Raw genomic sequence first — 19,982 nt, 5'->3', positions numbered from 1 at the left:
TGTATCTTGTTCAACATTAAGTTATTAATGGATTATAGGTAAGCAAATGGCCACCGAATTCTTAAGCAAGATCAATGTCATTGCGGATAGAGCAAAAATTGCTCTGCAAACCATGTCAAATGCAGTTCAGAGTCACAAAGATGAATTTGGGCTCAATGAATTTTACTTAAGTTTTACTAAAGGGGTTGTTTCACAGCTGTCAGGATTGAATCGCCGCAGCGTTGAAAAGGCAATGGCTGAAATGGAAGCCAATGGCTACGAGTTTGGCCGTAAGAAAATTGGTGCTGTCGAAGGCTATGATTTTTCAATCGAACAGGTCATTGATATTTATAAGCATCGAGGATTCGCCCCGCTCAGAGATAAATACGCAGAAGGTTTGGTGTTGTTCTTTTCCAACCTTAAAGGTGGAGTAAGTAAAACCTTATCGACCGTTAGTATTGCTCAGTCGCTGCGTTGTCATCGCGACTTACTTCAATATGACATTAAATGCTTAGTGCTTGATATTGACCCACAAAGCTCTGCAACGATGTATCTGAATCAGCGCAGCTCTATTGGTGAAATTGATAACACTGTCGTTCAGGCCGTATTTAACGATGTATCACGCGAACAGTTGCTATCTGATTTCGTATTACCAAGCCAAGTGCCTGGTGTAGATATTATTCCTGCCAGCATCGCTGACGGCTTTATTGCTGCTGAGTGGGAAAGCATCTGTAAAGAGCAGTTCGGTGATGACTTCAACCCTTACGAAGCTCTATATAAGAACGTCATTCAGAAATTGAAAGGTGACTATGATTTCATCTTCATTGATGCTGGTCCACATTTAGACGCTGCATTGAAGGCAGGCTTGTGCGCTTCTGATATTTTGGTGACGCCATTACCTCCAAGTCGTGTTGATATGCATTCGACACTCCAATATATCAGCAACTTACCTTCTATCCTGAATCGTTTAATTGAAAACGGTGCAGAGTTGCGTTTAAAAGGCCACTTAGCCTTTATGACCAAATTCAGTCAGTCGGCACAGGATATTGATAGCTCGATACTTGCGAACTCTGTTTTTGCTGAGGACTTCATGATGTCGAGCATTCCTGAGTTAAGTGCATTTAAGCGATGCGCTGAAACCTTTGATACCGTGATTTCTGTTCACCCGTCGTTATACGGTGGTGCTGGCAAGTCACTCGCAAATGCTAAAGATGCATTGGACTCATTTTCTTTAGCGTTATTCCAGCACGTTTCTCGACTGAGATAAGGACTATCTATGCCACAACCACCGAATAAAAAGGCACTTAAGCAAATAGGTCGCTCTCTTGGGAGTGCTGTAGCTGGCGCAATTCAACATGGCGTACAGCCAATTACAACAGTGGGTGACGCAGCTGCTACTCAAGCAACAATGTCAATCAAGCTGAAAAGTGGTCGAGTAATTAAGTTTGTTCGACACAACTTAACCTCTGTTCAAGTAAAAACACAGACTGGGATACACGAACATAACCCTCGTGCTAAATCAGATATTACCCCTCAATCGTTGCAAAAAATTCGCGCCTCTATCAAATACATTCAGTTCATGGATGCGCTTGCTGTACTGATTGACGGTGTTCACATGATTATTGACGGCCAGCGCCGTCAAATGGCTGCACTACTCGAAGATGCCGGATTAAATGTCCAGACCACAGAAGATGATTTAAGCCGTGAAGAAATCATTGAAATTGTCAGGTATGTGCAATCAGCTGAAAAGTATTCCTATCGTGATGCTGGTGCTCGTTTCCTTGCTGACATTAACGCATGGAACGATCCTGAGGCGGTAGCGGCTAGGGAGGCCAAAAAGCATGAAGCTGAGGAATTAGACCTGCCATATAACGAGGACGATTCAAAGCCGACTCAACGAAACCTAGCCGCTCGATATGGTGTTTCAGTGGCGTTTGTGACTCGCGCTCTGAAAGCTATTGAAATTCCTCAGGAGCTAATCAATTTATTCGTGTTGCCAGCCACATTAAATAGCACACAGATTATGGCTTTACATGCTATCCAGCTAGGTTCTGATGTTGAGTCGCTTGTAACCCCCGAATTGATTGAAGATGTTAACCAAGTGCTTCAAACAATTCAGTCCGATTCAGACACTGGGATATATGACGACGGCTCACTTGCTAATGAACTGGTTTTTGATGTGATTCAAAAACACACGATTATCGAGAAGCCAAAAAAGGCTAATGAGAAGTTTGCTCAAGCTAACAAGAACCGTTGGGCAACTATTGAAACTGCAAACCGCAAAACGGTATTGAAGATTTCGAGGCTGAATGAGGATGAAATTCAAAAATTACAAGAGTTTGTTAAAACCCTAGTAGAAAGCCAGCAGTAAAAACCAAGACTAAAGAAATAGAAAAGGACAGGTAGACGACCAAGCCACACCTGCCCTAGCGTTCACAATTAAGAGGTTAATTATGTCTGCAGAATCAATGCTAACACTTGTCAAATCATTACACAACGCAGCAGCTCAAGGTGGTTCCACCAGAATCCCTCCTATGACCTTTGCCGAACTGGGGCAGCTTATACAGCTTTCAGTAAAATTCCGCGCTGAAAAGTGAAATTGAAAAAAGCAAATTCGTTCTAGTAATGAGCCCGTACTTCAAAAGTCGGGCTTTTGCGTTATTTACCATACCAATTTCGCACCATGCTAAAAATAGCTGTAAGCTGCTGTATACATTCTATAAAATCACACAACAATGGCCTTGTATCACGCGATACAAATCATAGTTACAGCAAATGGGGTATGAAATGTCACTTAAACGGAGTGAACAGTGGAATAAGTTTTACGCCATGGAAAGGCAGCTATTTGATTTTGTCGCTGATAATGGTCAGCTGGTCAGGACTATCGACGATAAGCCTGCTGAATACGTTATTTCGCATCGGTATCAGTCTTTAATTTATGTGCCTCCTGAATCTATCAGGCAAGTTTACCGTTTAGACGCAAATAAACTATCTGAGGCCAAGGACAAGGCTAACGCTATGATCCTTGAGTACACCAAAGCAATGGCTGAGGATAACAAAGTAAGTAAGCGCCTCCCTGCTCGGTTCCCGCAAATTTTCTCAGGTGTGACCAAGATTAACATTCAGACGAACGAGGCTTACTCGAGCTTTTTGGTACGTACCTATGGCGATCCCTTGCCAATCGCTCGGTACTTCACAAACAAAACCCAAGAGGACACGATAAATAAAGCAGTTTGCAAACTTAGGGCGCTTGGGATAAATGCTATCGTTCTTGATTCAACTGTGACCGGGGAACAGGCAAAGTACATTTTTGTGCAGCCAAATGAGTTGCTTAAATACTTCGGACTACAAGACGAGGAATTGCGCTGTAGACGTTCATCTGGCACTCAGTACCGCGCATTTGTGTATCAAGGGAAGGAAAAAGTTAGAACTAATATCGGTTACTTGCTTTGTGAAGGTGACTTCGACGTTTATGACACTCTGCCCCAAGAGCCTCGCTCACATAAAACTGAATTATGCAAAACGCAATTGACCTTCGATGGTGGATTGATTGGCCAGCATGTTGAGTTTTACAGAGCTGAAATCGAGACTGTTGATGAAGATTAGAAGTTTGAGAATAGCTGCCCAGGCTTAAACAGGTGAAAAGGAGGGAAGCCCTCCTATTTCCGCTCTAAGCCTTTATGAACATTAATCTTTCCAATATTAAAATTCCTTTAGGGGTTCCCACTTGGTGCGTAATCCGAATACAAGCTGCTGTAGCAGTCAGCCACATAACCAGCTGTAGCTCCTAATTCATCTTTGCAAATATCAACGGCGTTCTCGGGGAAATTTCCGTTCTGTATATGGAAGATAATTTTGTCGTCGATGGATTTTATCCTCTGCCGGAAAGTCGCAATCTGCGTTTCAATCTCTGCACGATCACCGGTATGAAATCTCGGCACGTTAAGGCTGGTATCCAGCAACTGAATCTGATTGTTGAGGCTTATCTCTTTCAGCCATAGTCGAACAAAAAGTGATTTCGATTTGGTGTTCATTTAAACTACTCGTAAATTGGTGAATCAAACCGGGCTAGCCAATATTCTTTAGCCAAGATCCCATAAACCGCTGGAACATCAATTTCATATTGACGAATCAAAGAGCCGAGAATTGCCGGAATATCAGCAGCTGGACGCTTGCCGTACACAATGAACATTTTAGCGACATGGTATGTTTGAATTGCTGTTAGCTTTGTGCCGCGAATATGAGCCAGATACTCGCTAAAGCCATAGCATTTGATGTAGTTTCGCTTAGATGCCTTAAAGCCTCCGTCTGCCCTATATATCGCGCTTACAATGGTGTTTGAGCATCTTTCGTCGTACAGTGCTTTGATAAATGTGTTAAATGTTACAAACATGGCCAACTACCCTTGCCGTTAATCAATATCGCTATTTTCAGGCAAGGGGATCTCAGCTTCAATTTGTTTATCTAATTGAATATTCCAAATAAATAACTCTATCTTCTGGATTTACTTATGGTGCCTGGGACTACTTTGCATAATGCAAGTTGCTATGAATTAGGCCGCTGCTAACACCGCTAGAGTTATTTCTTTTGCCATATTTGGAGGGACTGCGTTTCCTATCATTGTTTTGGTAATGGTCTTTGCTTCTGGCCATTGATAGTTGCTATCGAATGTTTGAGCCGCAGCAAGCTCCTTAATCGTAAGTGGGCGTATTAAATCGCCAATCACAAGTGAGTGCTTGTTAGTGCAGGTAACGGTGCCAAGAGGCTTGTCTATGGAGCGCCCTCCCCGCTCAAGGCCGTAAGCTGCATCCAAGAAAATATCCCCGAACGCTTTTCTGCCGTTTTTAACTCGGTTGCGTGTGGCTAATACCCTATTTTCAACCTTGTCCCACTTATGCCCTTCAAGGTTTAAGTCTAAAAAATTTCGGGCAGGGATAGTCTGATAAGTAGGTAGTTTAAGCTCAATCGGGTTTTGTGATCTGGTTGCGACGATAAACAGTCTTTCTCTGCTCTGAGGAACTTGGAGTGTCTTAGCGTTAATTTGATTGATTGAAAGTGAGTAACCTAAAGAGTTCATGGCCATTGACCAAGCCCCGTAAAGCTCCCATCGCAAAAAGTCAGTCACGTTCTCTATGATTGCAACTGGTGTTCTATGTGCCTCGAGGCAAGAGACTACAGCCCAAGCCGTTGAGCGGCTGATATCGGCTTGCTTGCTTCGATGTTTTTTGCCTGCTGCACGAGAATGGCCTTGGCAGCATGGACTAGCAAAAACGATATCGTGGTCAGGTACTAGCGCCCAGTTAGCTTGTTGAAGGTCTTGATGAGCGTGCTTTACTTCTGGATGATTTATTTCGTGATAGTCAACTGCTGTTCTATTATGGTTTGCCGCCCAAACCATTCGTACCCCTGCCATTTTTGCACCTGATGTTGTGCCGCCTGCACCCGCGAATAAATCAATACCACGAACCATTAAAATGAATTCCTTATTACCCTAATTCTGCTGGCCATACTATTGGCCAAGTGCAAACATGGAAATAATTATACCTTTTTGATTTATACAAACTGGTAATGGCCCTGCATAATGGCTGTCATTCAGAATTGAGGGGTGTAGCGCAAAATGGTTCATGATTACGTTGTAGAATTCACAGCTGCAACGATAAATACTTGATCCAATCATTCGTTGTACCAAAGGGTTTTTATAGCCGTATCAAATTTGATACGGCTTTTTTTACTGTCAGTTTGTATCGCGTGATACAAGGTGAGGTTTTGCGGTTTTTATGATTTAATTTCAGATAGTTAACTGCATTTTCGTTTTGGTGCCGATTTTCATTGTTTTGCGGTCTGCAAGAACATAAACAAGTTGTCCTTCTCTCTGCTCTACCCTACTTTATGCCCTAACAAATTAATCAATTCGAGGTTGCTATGGGTGTATCGTGGGGTAATGTCTGGTTTCAAGTAGTTCATCAGAAGCCTGAGTTAAACGGCGTCATTTTGTTGAGCAAGTATCCTTGTGCGGCAGGTGGAGTTGATGAAAACGGTATTGAGCTAACAGATATACCAGTACCTGTAATTGAAGGTTTTAGTTTTGTCCCCCGGGATTCAAAAGATGACGCGATTTACCACGCGAAACTGAAACGATTGGAACTAACACAAGACCTCATTGTGACTGAGACTTTCCATATTGCGAGTTATGAGTGTGACATACAAACGCATGAATACGTGTTGAAGCACTCTAAAAATAAAACTGCGAATAATCACCGATTACGCACCTTGGAATTGAACCAGCAGTTTATTGATGATCATAGAAAAAAACTAAAGGGTATTAAGCAAATCCGAAATGCCAAAGTGCCAGAGTTCTTAGAGAGTGATTTACAGAAGGTCAAATAGAAGGGCGGTTGTATGATTAAAAGCGAGCTTGATTTAAAGATAGAGCAACTTGCTAGGAGTTTTCAGCAAAAGGATAGGAGGTTGTCTTGGGAAACTGCTAAGCGACGCGCAATCCAAAACCTGAGACTTTTCCGTGGCGGTTGTCTTGAAGCCGAATCAGACTAAAGAAGATTCATATCCCAGTTGGTGTGTTTTTCTAAGGTTCACGTATCCCACTTAGTGTAATTTATATCCCAGTTAGTGTGATGTATATCCCAGTTTGTGTGATATATCCCAGTTTGTGTATTAACTATACCAGTATCTGATAGTAATTCATCGGCGGCTAAAATCATTAAAGCCTGTAAAAGCATAACACCTATCACTTAAGGTGTTTAGAGCGAACAGGGTAGCGAGTTTTATTGATACGAACGGTCCTTGCTTTGGGCCGTTTTCTTTTTTGGGGCGTAAGCGTCCATTTTAGGACGTCCTATTCCCACTTAAGATCGCGCGATAAGCTGTGCACTCATCATAACAGGAGAGTGATATGGCAAAGCGAGCTTACCGCAATGCTGCACAGTGGCAGCAATTAATCGACTTATGGCACACATCAGAGCTGAGCATCACTGAATTTTGTCAAACCCATCAACTCAGTACCATGTCATTTTATAAATGGCGGCAACGCTTGGCTGAGCAAACTGAACAAGCGCCTGTGCACCAGGATACACCGTTTATCGATTTATCCGCGCTTGCACATCACGGTAACACCCGCTGGCATATCGTCTTGTCACTGGGTAATGGCGTTGAACTCACGCTTAACCAGCAATAATGTTTATCCCTGCTGCCAACCAAAAAATCTGGCTGTGCACCACACCCGTGGATATGCGTAAATCCTTTAACGGTTTAAGTGCCCTGGTGCGCAATAAACTTTGCCATAATCCACAAAGCGGCCAGTACTTTGTGTTTATCAATGCCCGCAAAACCCAGATGAAGGTGTTGTACTTCGAAAGCTCAGGCTATTGTGTCTGGGCTAAGCGCCTCGAGCAAGGCCAGTTTCCGGTGAAACCGCATCCGAGTGGGATCCAATCGCTCACCGGTTGCACCCTGCAAATGATCGTTGACGGAATTACCGTACTTCGCCAGAAACAAGCGAAGCGCTATGGGCAGTCAAGCGCTTGATAAGCCTGTATAATTGGCATCATGAAAATCAAGCCTTCATCCTCATCAAACGTGGCAACTGATGCCGATACACGGGTTAATTTAACCAGTGAAATCGCGCGCCTGCAAGCTTTGGTTGAAGCGCTACAGCAAAAAGACACCTTAGCGCAAGCCCATGCTGAATTGGCACAAAAGCATGCTGCCTTATCACAAAAACACAGTGTACTTGAGCAAAACTGGGATGAGCTGCAAGCGCAGTATGCCAAAATGACACAGTCCTTCGCGGGCATTAAGCAGCGCTTAGCCTGGTTTGAGAAGCAGTTGTTTGGTCAGAAGTCAGAAAAGCGCGCCTTGGAATTGGGTATGCAGTTAAGCTTACTGGGCGATATGGTGCCAGCACTGGCCCAACCCGAAGGTGAAACCGAATATACCACCTACACCCGCAGAAAAGGCAAACAGCGCCCGGATGATTGCGTTAATGACAGTGGTTTGCGATTTAACGATAACGTACCGGTGAAAGTGATTACGCTGATACCAGACGAGTTAAAAGGGGAAGATGCCGACCAGTATGAAGTGATTGGCGTAAAAAGCACCTTCCGCTTAGCACAGCGCCCAGAGAGCTTCGACGTGCTGCGTTATGACCGGCAAATCGTTAAACACAAAGGCAGCGACACTATCCTGCCAAGCGCAGCGCCGTTTAATGTGCTGGATAAAAGCGTGGCGGATGTGAGTTTTATCGTCGGCATGTTGGTGGATAAATTCCAATACCACTTGCCGCTGTATCGCCAACACCAGCGCTTAGCCGCAGCGGGCATTACTTTAAGCCGCAGCACACTGGGCACCATCGTGGCACGCGGTATTGATTTACTCTATCCGATTGTGGATGCGATGCTGACCAGCATCTTACAAAGCCAGGTGCTGGCAATGGACGAGACGCCGATTAAAGCAGGCAAAGCGGGCCCGGGCAAAATGAAGCAAAGTTACTTCTGGCCGGTGTATGGTGATAAGGATGAAATTGTTTTTACCTTCTCCACCAGCCGCGGGCGGCAACATATAGAAGAGATATTAAAACATCGCTTTAAAGGGACTTTATTAAGCGATGGCTACAGCGCCTATGCCAGTTATATAAAAGCGAATGAGGGCTTAACCCATGCCCAGTGCTGGGTGCACAGTCGCCGGCAATTTATTGCAGCCGAAAACAGCTGGCCACAACCGGCCAAAGAAGCGATAAGCCTAATCGCCAAGCTGTATGAGATAGAAGAGACTATCCGAAACCAAAAGCTCACGGATGACAAAAAACGCCAATACCGGCTTGCGCACAGTAAACCGGTGGTTGACCGCTTCTTTACGTGGTGTGATGACACCCTGCATAACCTGACGCTGCTGCCAAAAGACCCCCTCTACAAAGCGATTGGCTATGTACAAAGCAAAGAAATGGCACTGCGTGTCTTCTTAGAAGACCCCGATGTGCCGCTGGATACAAACCATCTGGAGCGGGCGCTCAGGCCCATACCCATGGGGAGAAAAAATTGGTTGTTCTGTTGGACAGAAATCGGTGCTGAGCATGTTGGCGTTATCCAAAGCCTGATAGTCACTTGTCGATTGCATGATATCAATGTAAACGATTATCTGACCGATGTACTGCTACGTATCAGCCAACACCCTGCCAGCCTGGTACATGAACTGACGCCACGGTATTGGAAAACCCAGTTCGCCGATAATCCACTGCGTTCAGACCTCTTTGCTTTACCCGCCACTTCGGTAGAATAGCCTCCAGACGGAGGCGATATGCGCATAGAAGACCTAACCTTAGACGAATTACATGACCTGAACGAGCTAATCTGCAAGCGGATAGACTACTTACGTTTGCAAAACGACATCAATGTTCTAAGCCAGCTACGTTTAGGCCAAAAAGTCCACTTCAAGGCCAAAGAAGGCCAAGTGTTCGGCGTGGTTATCAAAATCAACAAGAAATCAGTGATGGTGGTCAGCGATGATAACCGCCAGTGGAAAATCCCACCAGGTCTGGTGCAGATCATGAAAGACATCTAGCCAGGATGCTTGGCCGAAATCTATAAGGCGTCAATACGTCCTAAAATGGACGCTTACGCCGCAAATGCCATTTCAGGAATTTAAAAGTCGCCTGCTAGCCCGAAAATTAGAATTGGAGCGCCAGGTCGCTGCCATTGAGCGCGACTTTGCGCAAGGTCGCAGTGCTGACTTTGCCGAACAGGCAACCGAACGCGAGAATGATGAAGTATTAAGCGCTATCGAACAAAAAGATCGGCAAGAGCTGGCACAAATCAACAGAGCGCTTGGCCGAATGGAACTCGGCACTTACGATAAATGTGCCCAGTGTGGCGAGGCCATTAAATTGGCACGTCTTACCACTATCCCCTTTACTGAGCTTTGTATTCGCTGCGCCAAGTAGCCACCGGGCCGGCAAAACCGGCCCTGTTTTAACCAGCTCAGGCGGGTTTTATCCGAAACAGCATGGCATACAGTACCGGCACCGCGACCAGGGTTAATACCGAGGCAAAGGCTAGGCCGGCCATTATCGTTACTGCCATACTATTGAAAAACGCATCCCAAATCAGCGGCAACATCCCCAGAATCGTGGTCAAGGCTGCCAGTAATACCGGCCGGATCCGGCTGACACTGGCCTGCACTATCGCCTGAACCTTATCGCTGTTTTGCTGAATTTGCAGATCAATTTCGTCTACCAGTACGATGGCGTTCTTCATCAGCATGCCTGACAAACTGAGGAAGCCGAGTAAGGCCGTAAAGCCAAAAGGCAATCCGGTGGCCAGTAAACCGGCGGTCACGCCACAGATAGACATCGGCACTATTAACCAAATCACCAGCGGCTGCTTCAGCGCACCAAACAGTAAAATACTGATCACCAGCATCACGATAAAACTTAAGGGTAATTGCGCGGCCAGCGATTGCTGGGCTTCTGCGGAGTTTTCATATTCACCGCCCCAACTCAGTTGATAACCAGCGGGTAATGGCAGCGCCTCAATTTTCGGGCGAACCAATTTTAGGGCCTGATCGGCCGTGTAACCCCAGGCCGGTTCAGCTTCAACGGTAAGGGTTCTTAACCGGTCGCGGCGCTGAATTATCGTTTCTTCAGTTTGGGTTTGCAGCCCATTAATCACCTGCGTAATCGGAATATAGGTATTATCGTTAGCACTCCAAATCATCCGATCCTGCAGCCGGTCAATATCAAACCGCTCGGGTGCTGGCGGCCGCACCACGATGGGAATTTGCTTATCATGTTCGCGGTAGACACCACTGCGCAACCCGGTGCTGGCAAACTCCAGTGTTTGCGCCAAATCAGTGCGGTTAATGCCGGCAACCCGCGCCCGCTCTTGGTTAAAGTCCGGTACGATCACCAGCTCCCGTTGCCGCCAGTTATGCCGTAAATCGGTGATAGCCGGCTCTTGACGCATTAATTCAGTAATTTGCTGGCCGAGCTGCCGTAAGATGCGCTCATCCGGGCCAGATACCCTGGCTTGCAGCTTAGCGCCACTGCCCGGCCCAAACATCAGTTGCTGGGTGTAGATCTCAGCCTGCGGTAAGCGCGGCGGCAGTTCAGTGCGCAGCCGCTGCATCAGCGGTGGGATCTGGTCACGGTGTGCGGTACGGATAATCAATTGGCCATAGGCGGCATTCGGCTGCTCCGGTGCGTAAGTCAACATAAAGCGACTGGCACCCGAGCCAACGAAACTACTGACTGATTCGACTTCGGGTTGCGCCATTACAAAGGCTTCAATTTCTGCCAGATCACGCGAGGTAGCGCGAATATCTGAGCCCTGGGGCAAGAAGTAATTCAAGTAGAAAATTGGCGTGTTCGACGCCGGGAAAAATGCCTGCTTTACTTGCCCGAAACCGATAACACTAATTAGCGTTAGCAGCGCCAAACCGCCCAGAGTTAGCGCACGTTGGCGCAAGGCAAAGCGCAATACCCTGACATAACGCTGATAAAAACCGGCAGCATAGGGATCGGCAGCGGCACTATTGGCATCGACTTTAAACAAATAATGCGCCAGCAAAGGGGTGACACTAATCGCCAGCACCCAACTTAACAGCAATGAAATCGCGATGACGGCAAACAGCGAAAACAAGAACTCACCGGTACTATTCGGCGACAGGCCAATACCAGCAAAGGCCATAATGCCAATCACGGTCGCGCCTAACAGCGGGATCTGGGTACGACTGGCCGCTTCATCCGCCGCCTGCCGTGAACTCTGGCCACGCTGCATATTAATCAGCATGGTTTCTGCGACCACGATGGCGTTATCAACCAACATGCCCATGGCAATAATCAGCGCGCCAAGCGAAATCCGCTCCATCTCGATATTGGCCAGTTTCATAAAGAATACGGTACCCAAGACGGTAAGTAACAAAGTACCGCCAACGACTAAACCAACCCGCCACCCCATGGTCAGACACAGCACCGCAATAACAATGACCACGGACAAGATCAGGTTAACAATAAAGTCGTTAATGGCGTTATCCACCACGACATGTTGCTGATAGATCGGATGCAGGGTTACGCCAAGCGGGATACGCTCTGCCAGTTTCGCCAGATGCTGATCAACCGCTTTACCTACATCGACAATATTGGCATCGGTCAGACCGGAAATCGCCAGCGTAAAGGCCGGTTTGCCATTAAAGCGAATGATTTGCGATGGCACTTCAACTTCATCCCGGCGCACTGTTGCAACATCAAAAATGCTTAGTTGCTCGGTTGAGCCCGGTTTTCCAATCCGTAAATTTTCAATTGCCTCAATTGAATCCAGGCCGGGTTTGCTGTTCAGGCGAATCCTTTTGTCACCCACCTGCACCGAGCCGGCTTGTGCTACTGCATTTTCGGTTTGCAGAGTATTGACCACTAACTGCAAAGGCAGACCGATCCCGAGCAAACGCTCATGCGAAATTTCTACGCTGATTTGCTCTTCCGGTTCGCCGGCGGTCTGGACTTTTGCCACCCCAGGCACCGTCAGCATCTCACGGCGTAAAAAAGTAGCCAGCTCGCGTACTTCGCGATCGGAAAAACCGTCAGTTGTCACGGCATAAAAAATACCAAATACATCACCGAAATCATCATTGACGATCGGCTTCATTACGCCGGTGGGCAGGCGAATACTGGCATCATTAACCTTACGCCTGAGCTCATCCCAAATCTGTGGCATCTGACTGCCGTCATACTTATCCTGAATTTGCACCCGGATTTCCGATTTACCCGGCATCGACTTGGAGGTAATACGCTTTAATTGTGATAATTGCTGAATAGCGGATTCCAGCAATTCCGTCACTTCCTCTTCCACTTCCAATGCCGTTGCGCCCGGATAATAGGTGACAATAATCGCCTCTTTCAGGGTAAAGGCCGGATCTTCTAAGCGGCCAATACTGACCAATGCCCAAAGTCCGCCCAAAAAGCACAGCATAATAAACAGCCAGGTATTAACCTGCTTTTCAATTGCATAACTGGCAATCCGCATCAGAAGGCTCCTTAGTAGGCCACAAAGGGCTGCACCTGCTGCCCGGGCTGTAACTGATAAATCCCGGCAGAAACCACCTGCTCGCCCCGGTTCAGGCCACTGAGCACTTCAATCTGTTGCTCACGCACCGTGCCAACCTGTACGGCAATGCGCTGCACAGTTTGGGTTTCGGGCTGATAGCGCCAGACATAAAATTGTTCCGGTGTGGTGGTATCCAGCGCGGATACCGGAATCAACACGGCGCTGTCGGTTGCTACCCGCTCAGTCACCACATTAACCGTCATACCTGGTAATAAATTAACTTCCGGTAAACGCGGCATCGCAAAAGACACCTGATAGGTTTGGGTTAACGGGTCGACTTCGGTAGCATGTTCCCGGTATGCCAGCGGATAACGCTCGGTTGCCGCCTCGGATAACCGCACTGAAACCAGATAGTCACTGGTATCCCTGACCTGGCGCATAATCTGTTCCGGCACGTTAATATGTACACGCAATTCGGAAATATTTTGCACTCGTAACAATGGCGTACCGGCAGCAACAGTGGCAAAACGTTCTACCAGCCGGCGGGTAACCAGCGCATCAAAGGGCGCTTTAAGTTGGGTGTAGTCCAGATTACGGCGGGCATTTTCCAACGCAACCCGGGCAATTTCAAAATTGGTTTGCAGCTGATCAAAGGCAGACGGGGTTAAAACTCCCTGTTCACGCAACGGCTTGCCACGTTCCAGATCTCGACTGGCCTGCGCCAGCTGCACTTCCGCCTGGTCCACGGCTAATTGGTAGTCTGCGGGATCTAAAGCGGCCAGCAGTTCTCCGGCAGGCACGACCTGCCCCTGCTGCACCGGTAATTCAGTGACCCGGCCGCCAACCTGAAAGGCTAAATCAACAGTACTCACCGCATCTATACGGCCGACAAAATGCCGGCTATTGGCCTGCTCTTCGCCATTCACGGTATAGAGCTTCACTGTCGGTACCGCCACTGCGGCCGGTGGCGGTGCTTCTGAGCAGGCGCTTAAACCAATCACGAAACTCAAAACCCAGCAGGGTGATTTAAATGCCATCTTCATACTTGTAGCTCCCGTGCCTGTTGCACTAATTGTTGTTCCAGCGCGCTGCGCTCTGCTGCGGTAAAAGGGGATAAATTCAATAAATCGTGATAAATCAGGGCTTCACTGGCCAGTAACAGCAAGGTTGCCTGCAGTGAATTACCATGTTCAGCCTGAATTTGCTGCATTACATCCTTATTGTGTTGCTGCACCGGCTGTAACAAAGCTGGCTGCTCTGCGGCCGCGGCCAGAATCGCCATCGCGGTATTACCGGCAATCTGCCGGGTAAAGTGGGCGCGGGTTTGCAATACCGCTGCCAAGGTCGAACTTTCCGTGCGCTCTTGTTGCGTCCGCTGGCACTCTGTCTCATCTAACAAATGCTGCACCATGGCGCTGATTAACGCTTCTTTACTGGGAAAATGGTAAATCAAACCACCTTTACTGACACCAGCGACTTTGGCAACCGCATCCAGCGTCACTTTACCGGCGCCATTTTCAGCAGCAACACTAAGCGCGGCCTGAATGATTTGACTGTTAGTCAGTTGAGATTTTTTATTCAAGGATAAGCTCCCGTGCCGAGGCCGGATCGAAGCCGCCGTAGCCACAAAAATACCGACCGGTTGGTGCAGTAAATTATTATAGGCGAATCCAGGTAAACCGCAACTGAAGCATTAAAAAATGACTATATTATGGTGAACTTGACTAACACCCGTAAGCGTCCATTTTAGGACGTCCTATTCCCACTTAAGATCGCGCGATAAGCTGTGCACTCATCATAACAGGAGAGTGATATGGCAAAGCGAGCTTACCGCAACGCGGCACAATGGCAGCAATTAATCGACTTATGGCACACATCAGAGCTGAGCATCACTGAGTTTTGCCAAACCCATCAACTGAGCACCATGTCATTTTATAAATGGCGGCAACGCTTGGCTGAGCAAACTGAACAAGCGCCTGTTCGCCAGGATACACAGTTTATCGATTTATCCGCGCTTGCACATCACGGTAACGCTCGCTGGCATATCGTCTTGTCACTGGGTAATGGCGTTGAACTCACGCTTAACCAGCAATAATGTTTATCCCTGCTGCCAACCAAAAAATCTGGCTGTGCACCACACCCGTGGATATGCGTAAATCCTTTAACGGTTTAAGTGCCCTGGTGCGCAATAAACTTTGCCATAATCCACAAAGCGGCCAGTACTTTGTGTTTATCAATGCCCGCAAAACCCAGATGAAGGTGTTGTACTTCGAAAGCTCAGGCTATTGTGTCTGGGCTAAGCGCCTCGAGCAAGGCCAGTTTCCGGTGAAACCGCATCCGAGTGGGATCCAATCACTCACCGGTTGCACCCTGCAAATGATCGTTGACGGAATTACCGTACTTCGCCAGAAACAAGCGAAGCGCTATGGGCAGTCAATCGCTTGATAAGTCTGTATAATTGACGCTATGAAAATCAAGCCTTCATCCTCATCCAACGTGGCAACGGACGCCGAGACACGGGTTAATTTGACCAGTGAAATCGCGCGCCTGCAGAGTTTGTTGCAACAGGCTTCTGCAGAGAATCAGGCCTGGTCAGAAAAGTACGGCAAGCTGGAAACTGAGCATGCGTCATTGCGCGAAACCTTCGCAGGCATTCAGCAACGCTTAGCCTGGTTTGAGAAGCAGCTGTTTGGTCAGAAGTCAGAAAAGCGCGCCTTGGAATTGGGTATGCAGTTAAGCTTACTGGGCGATATGGTGCCACCGCTGACCCAACCCGAAGGTGAAACCGAATATACCACCTACACCCGCAGAAAAGGCAAACAGCGCCCGGATGATTGCGTTAATGACAGTGGTTTGCGATTTAACGATAACGTACCGGTGAAAGTGATTACGCTGATACCAGACGAGTTAAAAGGGGAAGATGCCGACCAGTATGAAGTGATTGGCGTAAAAAGCACCTTCCGCTTAGCACAGCGCCCAGAGAGCTTCGACGTGCTGCGTTATGACCGGCAAATCGTTAAACACAAAGGCAGCGACACTATCCTGCCAAGCGCAGCGCCGTTTAATGTGCTGGATAAAAGCGTGGCGGATGTGAGTTTTATCGTCGGCATGTTGGTGGATAAATTCCAATACCACTTGCCGCTGTATCGCCAACACCAGCGCTTAGCCGCAGCGGGCATTACTTTAAGCCGCAGCACACTGGGCACCATCGTGGCACGCGGTATTGATTTACTCTATCCGATTGTGGATGCGATGCTGACCAGCATCTTACAAAGCCAGGTGCTGGCAATGGACGAGACGCCGATTAAAGCAGGCAAAGCGGGCCCGGGCAAAATGAAGCAAAGTTACTTCTGGCCGGTGTATGGTGAGCTTACGGCAGCATGGCGTGACATAAGTAATAAAGCAAAAAATCTGGTTTCTTAAATTTCAGGCACGGCAATACTTAGGCCACTGGCCCAAGCATTGCTTGATTATGAGCGGTTTATTATTGGTATTGGTCGAGATAATTCCAAGGTAGGTATTTTTCAGGATGCTTTTTTGCATCATCCGCATCTCGTTGCAGTCGCGTAAAGTAATCAAATACATTGATGCCTGCTTCATTGCCTGTTGCTATCATCGACGTGATAACATCGCCAATGTTCGCACCGAGTAAGCTTTTACGAAACATCGCATTTTTTCTATCTCGCACCACTATTTTTAACATCGATTCTATGCGGTTATTATCTATTTTTACCCCTTCGTGATGGCAAAATAAACTCAGCCCGTCATAGTGTTTTAAAAAATAACGGATAGCTTTGCCTAGACCGCTATTTTCTTCAATGCTTTCATTAGTAAAGTGCTTTTCACCCCAACTTTTAATCGCTTCAAGTATGGGTAATGAATGTTGCTGATGGTACTCAAGTCGCTCGCGTGCGGTGAGTTCACGTTCAATGGTTGTCTGTTCATTGCGCCAAACTTCACCATAGAGTGTGAGTATATTTTCAACCTCTTCGGGGAAATGATTAATGACATCGACAAACTGGCGCCTTGCATGGCTATTACAAAGTGATGTTTCAACCTCGCAAGTACTTGGCTGATTACTGGCGAGCGCATCACTCATTAATATCGGTGCGACAGTGACTTGTCGTTTGTAGAGTATGCGGTCGATAAACTCACCTGCGTGCCCAATATTGGTTTCAAATAACACAATATCATGGCCCGTTTTTAAGCTGGCAATCACTCCTGATGTATAAACACCTGAGCGCAAGCGTGTTTTCTCGCTATTACGTACTTTCTTTTCAACTGGCTTGGCGTCAAGAATACGGTGGGTGGTGTCATCTAAGTAATAGTGCTTAGCATCGCCAGCCAACTCAAACAAGTGCTGGTAAACAGGATAAATCGCATCACAGACAAGCTCTACTTGGTCAAACACCGTCGACGCAGTGATGTTGACGCCCAATAGCTTTTGGATGTTGCCTTGACGATAAAAAGGTAGCCCTGCAAAGTATTTATAAATCGCCATTAACGCACGCGCAGAGTAACCATATTTTTGATGACTATTACCGTCATGTAATACTTCATCGGGCAGGTTTGCCGTGAAATAGGCACCACACGCATTGCAACGCAAGCGCTCCATAATATGTTGCTCTGGGGTAAAAGGCGTTTGCCCTGTAATGCGCAACAAACTGCCAGGCTCGACTTTATAGGCCTTACCTTTCAAACATTCTGGGCAGCTATCCCCTTTATTTACTTCGTTTAACGCATGTTTGATGATAACCGGTTTGACCTGTGTAAAGTCTTCATCCTGTGTTTTTGGTTTTTTACTTTTCTTGCTGGTTTTTTTCTGTGCTTTACACAGGTCGCTTTGTTTTTCTGATGATTTTTCAATCCCAAGTAACTTACGTAATTTATGCACGGTGATACCGTGGTCAGCTAGCTTGTTTTGTGTTGTTGTTAATGTCAGTAACGCATCAAGCAATAACTGATAATCATCAGCGCTAAGCGCAAGATTATTTTCTTTGGCTTCAATCACTCGCTTGATTAAATCATCGAGAGATTGTGCATCGATATCGTTAAAAGGTTTTGCCACAATAAGCCTTTTGCCTGCGGGAATAAAAAAGAGGATGGAGTATGATCCCATTTAAAATGAAATCAAGCGGTTATTTATAATGGGTGGTAATTCCCGCTGAGCAATTGCCGTAAATGTTTGGCGTCCACGGACGTCATGGCACTATTAATGGTTGGCCAGCCAGAGAACTTGCCCTTAGATAAACGCTTTGTCATCAACCAAAAACCGTTATTTTCATAAGCGAGTGCGCGCACCATGGTTTTGTTACGATTAATAAAAACAAACAAGGTACCAGAGCGAGGCTCACAATGAAGGCGTTGTTTACACAGCGTAGCTAACCCATCAATGCCTTGACGAAAATCAGCGGGCTGGGTAGCAATCAAAATGTCGCTATGACGGGTTAAATGGATCATGATTTTATGGCCTCAATTAACTGAGCAAACCGTGTTTCGCTGACTTCGCCAGATACGGCTAAAGAATTGCCATTGTTGAACTTCAGGGAGATAGAAAGCGACTCGGTTATCGGCGTTGCATTGGGTAGTGAAATAAAGTGATTGGATACATCACTTGATGAGTTGGCGGTAAGCCAAGTATTGAATTGCTCATGACTAATACGCAACTTTTTAACAATGGTTGTTTTTGAATAATGCGGTAAAAGGGCGATCGCTTGCTGGCGCAAATTTTCAGGGATTGCACTACCTCGAGAAGGTTTATTGCTTCGCCACTGTTCAAAGTTAGCGAGGGTGTTAAGGAGTTTATCTGGCATCATTGTGACCGGGTTGATTTAGTTACAATGATTAAATCAGGTTAATTGAAATAAGTTGAGCTACGCTGCCGTAAGCTCACGGTGTATGGTGATAAGGATGAAATTGTTTTTACCTTCTCCACCAGCCGCGGGCGGCAACATATAGAAGAGATATTAAAACATCGCTTTAAAGGGACTTTATTAAGCGATGGCTACAGCGCCTATGCCAGTTATATAAAAGCGAATGAGGGCTTAACCCATGCCCAGTGCTGGGTGCACAGTCGCCGGCAATTTATTGCAGCCGAAAACAGCTGGCCACAACCGGCCAAAGAAGCGATAAGCCTAATCGCCAAGCTGTATGAGATAGAAGAGACTATCCGAAACCAAAAGCTCACGGATGACAAAAAACGCCAATACCGGCTTGCGCACAGTAAACCGGTGGTTGACCGCTTCTTTACGTGGTGTGATGACACCCTGCATAACCTGACGCTGCTGCCAAAAGACCCCCTCTACAAAGCGATTGGCTATGTACAAAGCAAAGAAATGGCACTGCGTGTCTTCTTAGAAGACCCCGATGTGCCGCTGGATACAAACCATCTGGAGCGGGCGCTCAGGCCCATACCCATGGGGAGAAAAAATTGGTTGTTCTGTTGGACAGAAATCGGTGCTGAGCATGTTGGCGTTATCCAAAGCCTGATAGTCACTTGTCGATTGCATGATATCAATGTAAACGATTATCTGACCGATGTACTGCTACGTATCAGCCAACACCCTGCCAGCCTGGTACATGAACTGACGCCACGGTATTGGAAAACCCAGTTCGCCGATAATCCACTGCGTTCAGACCTCTTTGCTTTACCCGCCACTTCGGTAGAATAGCCTCCAGACGGAGGCGATATGCGCATAGAAGACCTAACCTTAGACGAATTACATGACCTGAACGAGCTAATCTGCAAGCGGATAGACTACTTACGTTTGCAAAACGACATCAATGTTCTAAGCCAGCTACGTTTAGGCCAAAAAGTCCACTTCAAGGCCAAAGAAGGCCAAGTGTTCGGCGTGGTTATCAAAATCAACAAGAAATCAGTGATGGTGGTCAGCGATGATAACCGCCAGTGGAAAATCCCACCAGGACTGGTGCAGATCATGAAAGACATCTAGC

General features: G+C 46.8%; 22 protein-coding genes and 2 pseudogenes. 15 read left to right on the top strand and 9 right to left on the bottom strand.

What is annotated here, in order from left to right; all coding sequences use genetic code 11:
* Positions 1 to 46: 46 nt before the first annotated feature.
* The 4 genes from N7386_RS22945 (at position 47) to N7386_RS22930 (ending at position 3,585) form a co-directional block, all read left to right on the top strand.
* Positions 47 to 1,246, top strand: coding sequence for an AAA family ATPase (locus N7386_RS22945; RefSeq protein WP_014611630.1), 1,200 nt, complete (start codon positions 47 to 49; stop codon positions 1,244 to 1,246).
* Between the two features lie 9 nt (positions 1,247 to 1,255).
* On the top strand, positions 1,256 to 2,350 hold the full coding sequence (locus N7386_RS22940) for a hypothetical protein (RefSeq protein WP_014611629.1): 1,095 nt from the start codon (positions 1,256 to 1,258) through the stop codon (positions 2,348 to 2,350).
* 82 nt (positions 2,351 to 2,432) lie between these two features.
* A complete protein-coding gene (locus N7386_RS22935) occupies positions 2,433 to 2,576 on the top strand; it encodes a hypothetical protein (protein WP_014611628.1) in 144 nt (47 codons plus the stop codon).
* Between the two features lie 190 nt (positions 2,577 to 2,766).
* The gene (locus N7386_RS22930; protein ID WP_041412239.1) at positions 2,767 to 3,585 is read left to right on the top strand and encodes a hypothetical protein; all 819 of its coding nucleotides are present in this window, start codon (positions 2,767 to 2,769) and stop codon (positions 3,583 to 3,585) included.
* Between the two features lie 107 nt (positions 3,586 to 3,692).
* Here the strand turns inward: N7386_RS22930 and N7386_RS22925 are convergent, their stop codons facing one another.
* From N7386_RS22925 to N7386_RS22915, 3 genes are all read right to left on the bottom strand, one after another.
* On the bottom strand, positions 3,693 to 4,013 hold the full coding sequence (locus tag N7386_RS22925) for a hypothetical protein (RefSeq protein ID WP_014611626.1): 321 nt from the start codon (positions 4,011 to 4,013) through the stop codon (positions 3,693 to 3,695).
* Between the two features lie 5 nt (positions 4,014 to 4,018).
* Positions 4,019 to 4,372: a hypothetical protein gene (locus N7386_RS22920; RefSeq protein ID WP_259476997.1), complete on the bottom strand. Its 354-nt coding sequence runs from the start codon at positions 4,370 to 4,372 to the stop codon at positions 4,019 to 4,021.
* Between the two features lie 159 nt (positions 4,373 to 4,531).
* Entirely contained in the window at positions 4,532 to 5,449 is a 918-nt protein-coding gene (locus tag N7386_RS22915) for a DNA cytosine methyltransferase (protein WP_014611624.1), read from the bottom strand.
* Between the two features lie 452 nt (positions 5,450 to 5,901).
* Here N7386_RS22915 and N7386_RS22910 point away from each other — a divergent pair, with 452 nt between their 5' ends.
* The 6 genes from N7386_RS22910 (at position 5,902) to N7386_RS22885 (ending at position 9,931) form a co-directional block, all read left to right on the top strand.
* Positions 5,902 to 6,366, top strand: coding sequence for a hypothetical protein (locus N7386_RS22910; RefSeq protein ID WP_014611623.1), 465 nt, complete (start codon positions 5,902 to 5,904; stop codon positions 6,364 to 6,366).
* 523 nt (positions 6,367 to 6,889) lie between these two features.
* The gene (locus tag N7386_RS22905) at positions 6,890 to 7,171 is read left to right on the top strand and encodes an IS66 family insertion sequence element accessory protein TnpB (RefSeq protein ID WP_216832056.1); all 282 of its coding nucleotides are present in this window, start codon (positions 6,890 to 6,892) and stop codon (positions 7,169 to 7,171) included.
* Positions 7,171 to 7,521: an IS66 family insertion sequence element accessory protein TnpB gene (gene tnpB, locus N7386_RS22900; protein WP_216832057.1), complete on the top strand. Its 351-nt coding sequence runs from the start codon at positions 7,171 to 7,173 to the stop codon at positions 7,519 to 7,521. Before N7386_RS22905 ends, tnpB (N7386_RS22900) begins: the two co-directional genes overlap by 1 nt.
* Positions 7,522 to 7,542: 21 nt before the next feature.
* Complete coding sequence (locus N7386_RS22895) at positions 7,543 to 9,270, top strand: IS66 family transposase (protein ID WP_279771374.1); 1,728 nt, start codon at positions 7,543 to 7,545, stop codon at positions 9,268 to 9,270.
* A gap of 18 nt (positions 9,271 to 9,288) precedes the next feature.
* The gene (locus N7386_RS22890; protein ID WP_014610306.1) at positions 9,289 to 9,552 is read left to right on the top strand and encodes a transposase; all 264 of its coding nucleotides are present in this window, start codon (positions 9,289 to 9,291) and stop codon (positions 9,550 to 9,552) included.
* A 64-nt stretch (positions 9,553 to 9,616) separates the two neighbouring features.
* Positions 9,617 to 9,931 (top strand): TraR/DksA family transcriptional regulator, encoded by a 315-nt coding sequence (locus tag N7386_RS22885; RefSeq protein WP_086904891.1) that lies wholly within the window; start codon positions 9,617 to 9,619, stop codon positions 9,929 to 9,931.
* Positions 9,932 to 9,968: 37 nt separating this feature from the next.
* Here the strand turns inward: N7386_RS22885 and N7386_RS22880 are convergent, their stop codons facing one another.
* From N7386_RS22880 to N7386_RS22870, 3 genes are read right to left on the bottom strand one after another with little or no spacing between them, the layout of a single operon-like run.
* Complete coding sequence (locus N7386_RS22880; protein WP_086904892.1) at positions 9,969 to 13,007, bottom strand: efflux RND transporter permease subunit; 3,039 nt, start codon at positions 13,005 to 13,007, stop codon at positions 9,969 to 9,971.
* Positions 13,008 to 13,018: 11 nt separating this feature from the next.
* Positions 13,019 to 14,065, bottom strand: a complete 1,047-nt coding sequence (locus tag N7386_RS22875) for an efflux RND transporter periplasmic adaptor subunit (protein ID WP_279768409.1) — start codon at positions 14,063 to 14,065, stop codon at positions 13,019 to 13,021.
* Positions 14,066 to 14,067: 2 nt separating this feature from the next.
* Positions 14,068 to 14,610 (bottom strand): TetR/AcrR family transcriptional regulator, encoded by a 543-nt coding sequence (locus N7386_RS22870; RefSeq protein ID WP_279768411.1) that lies wholly within the window; start codon positions 14,608 to 14,610, stop codon positions 14,068 to 14,070.
* 231 nt (positions 14,611 to 14,841) lie between these two features.
* Between N7386_RS22870 and N7386_RS22865 the strand changes: the two genes are divergently transcribed.
* The 3 genes and pseudogenes from N7386_RS22865 to N7386_RS22855 form a co-directional block, all read left to right on the top strand.
* Positions 14,842 to 15,123, top strand: coding sequence for a hypothetical protein (locus tag N7386_RS22865; RefSeq protein WP_086904956.1), 282 nt, complete (start codon positions 14,842 to 14,844; stop codon positions 15,121 to 15,123).
* The gene (gene tnpB, locus N7386_RS22860) at positions 15,123 to 15,473 is read left to right on the top strand and encodes an IS66 family insertion sequence element accessory protein TnpB (RefSeq protein WP_014610304.1); all 351 of its coding nucleotides are present in this window, start codon (positions 15,123 to 15,125) and stop codon (positions 15,471 to 15,473) included. Before N7386_RS22865 ends, tnpB (N7386_RS22860) begins: the two co-directional genes overlap by 1 nt.
* Before the next feature lie 21 nt (positions 15,474 to 15,494).
* Positions 15,495 to 16,397 (top strand): annotated as a pseudogene (locus tag N7386_RS22855) (IS66-like element ISSpu21 family transposase); the annotation flags it as partial.
* 115 nt (positions 16,398 to 16,512) lie between these two features.
* On the opposite strand, the gene N7386_RS22850 reads toward N7386_RS22855, so the two are convergent.
* The 3 genes from N7386_RS22850 to N7386_RS22840 form a co-directional block, all read right to left on the bottom strand.
* Positions 16,513 to 18,039, bottom strand: coding sequence for an IS66 family transposase (locus N7386_RS22850; RefSeq protein ID WP_279768420.1), 1,527 nt, complete (start codon positions 18,037 to 18,039; stop codon positions 16,513 to 16,515).
* 131 nt (positions 18,040 to 18,170) lie between these two features.
* Positions 18,171 to 18,488 carry an IS66 family insertion sequence element accessory protein TnpB gene (tnpB, locus tag N7386_RS22845; protein WP_086904928.1) on the bottom strand — a complete coding sequence of 106 codons (318 nt, stop codon included), beginning with the start codon at positions 18,486 to 18,488 and terminating at the stop codon, positions 18,171 to 18,173.
* Positions 18,485 to 18,841, bottom strand: coding sequence for a hypothetical protein (locus N7386_RS22840; protein WP_140374535.1), 357 nt, complete (start codon positions 18,839 to 18,841; stop codon positions 18,485 to 18,487). Before N7386_RS22840 ends, tnpB (N7386_RS22845) begins: the two co-directional genes overlap by 4 nt.
* Positions 18,842 to 18,922: 81 nt before the next feature.
* Between N7386_RS22840 and N7386_RS22835 the strand changes: the two are divergent.
* Both N7386_RS22835 and N7386_RS22830 read left to right on the top strand, forming a co-directional pair.
* Positions 18,923 to 19,699, top strand: a pseudogene (locus N7386_RS22835) (IS66-like element ISSpu21 family transposase); the annotation flags it as partial.
* 18 nt (positions 19,700 to 19,717) lie between these two features.
* Entirely contained in the window at positions 19,718 to 19,981 is a 264-nt protein-coding gene (locus N7386_RS22830) for a transposase (RefSeq protein ID WP_014610306.1), read from the top strand.
* Position 19,982: the final 1 nt, after the last annotated feature.

Origin of the sequence: Shewanella sp. GD04112, from assembly GCF_029835735.1 — a bacterium.
Lineage (GTDB): Bacteria > Pseudomonadota > Gammaproteobacteria > Enterobacterales > Shewanellaceae > Shewanella.
Note: the sequence above shows the minus strand (reverse complement) of the source record. Positions and strands in the feature narration are given on the sequence as shown.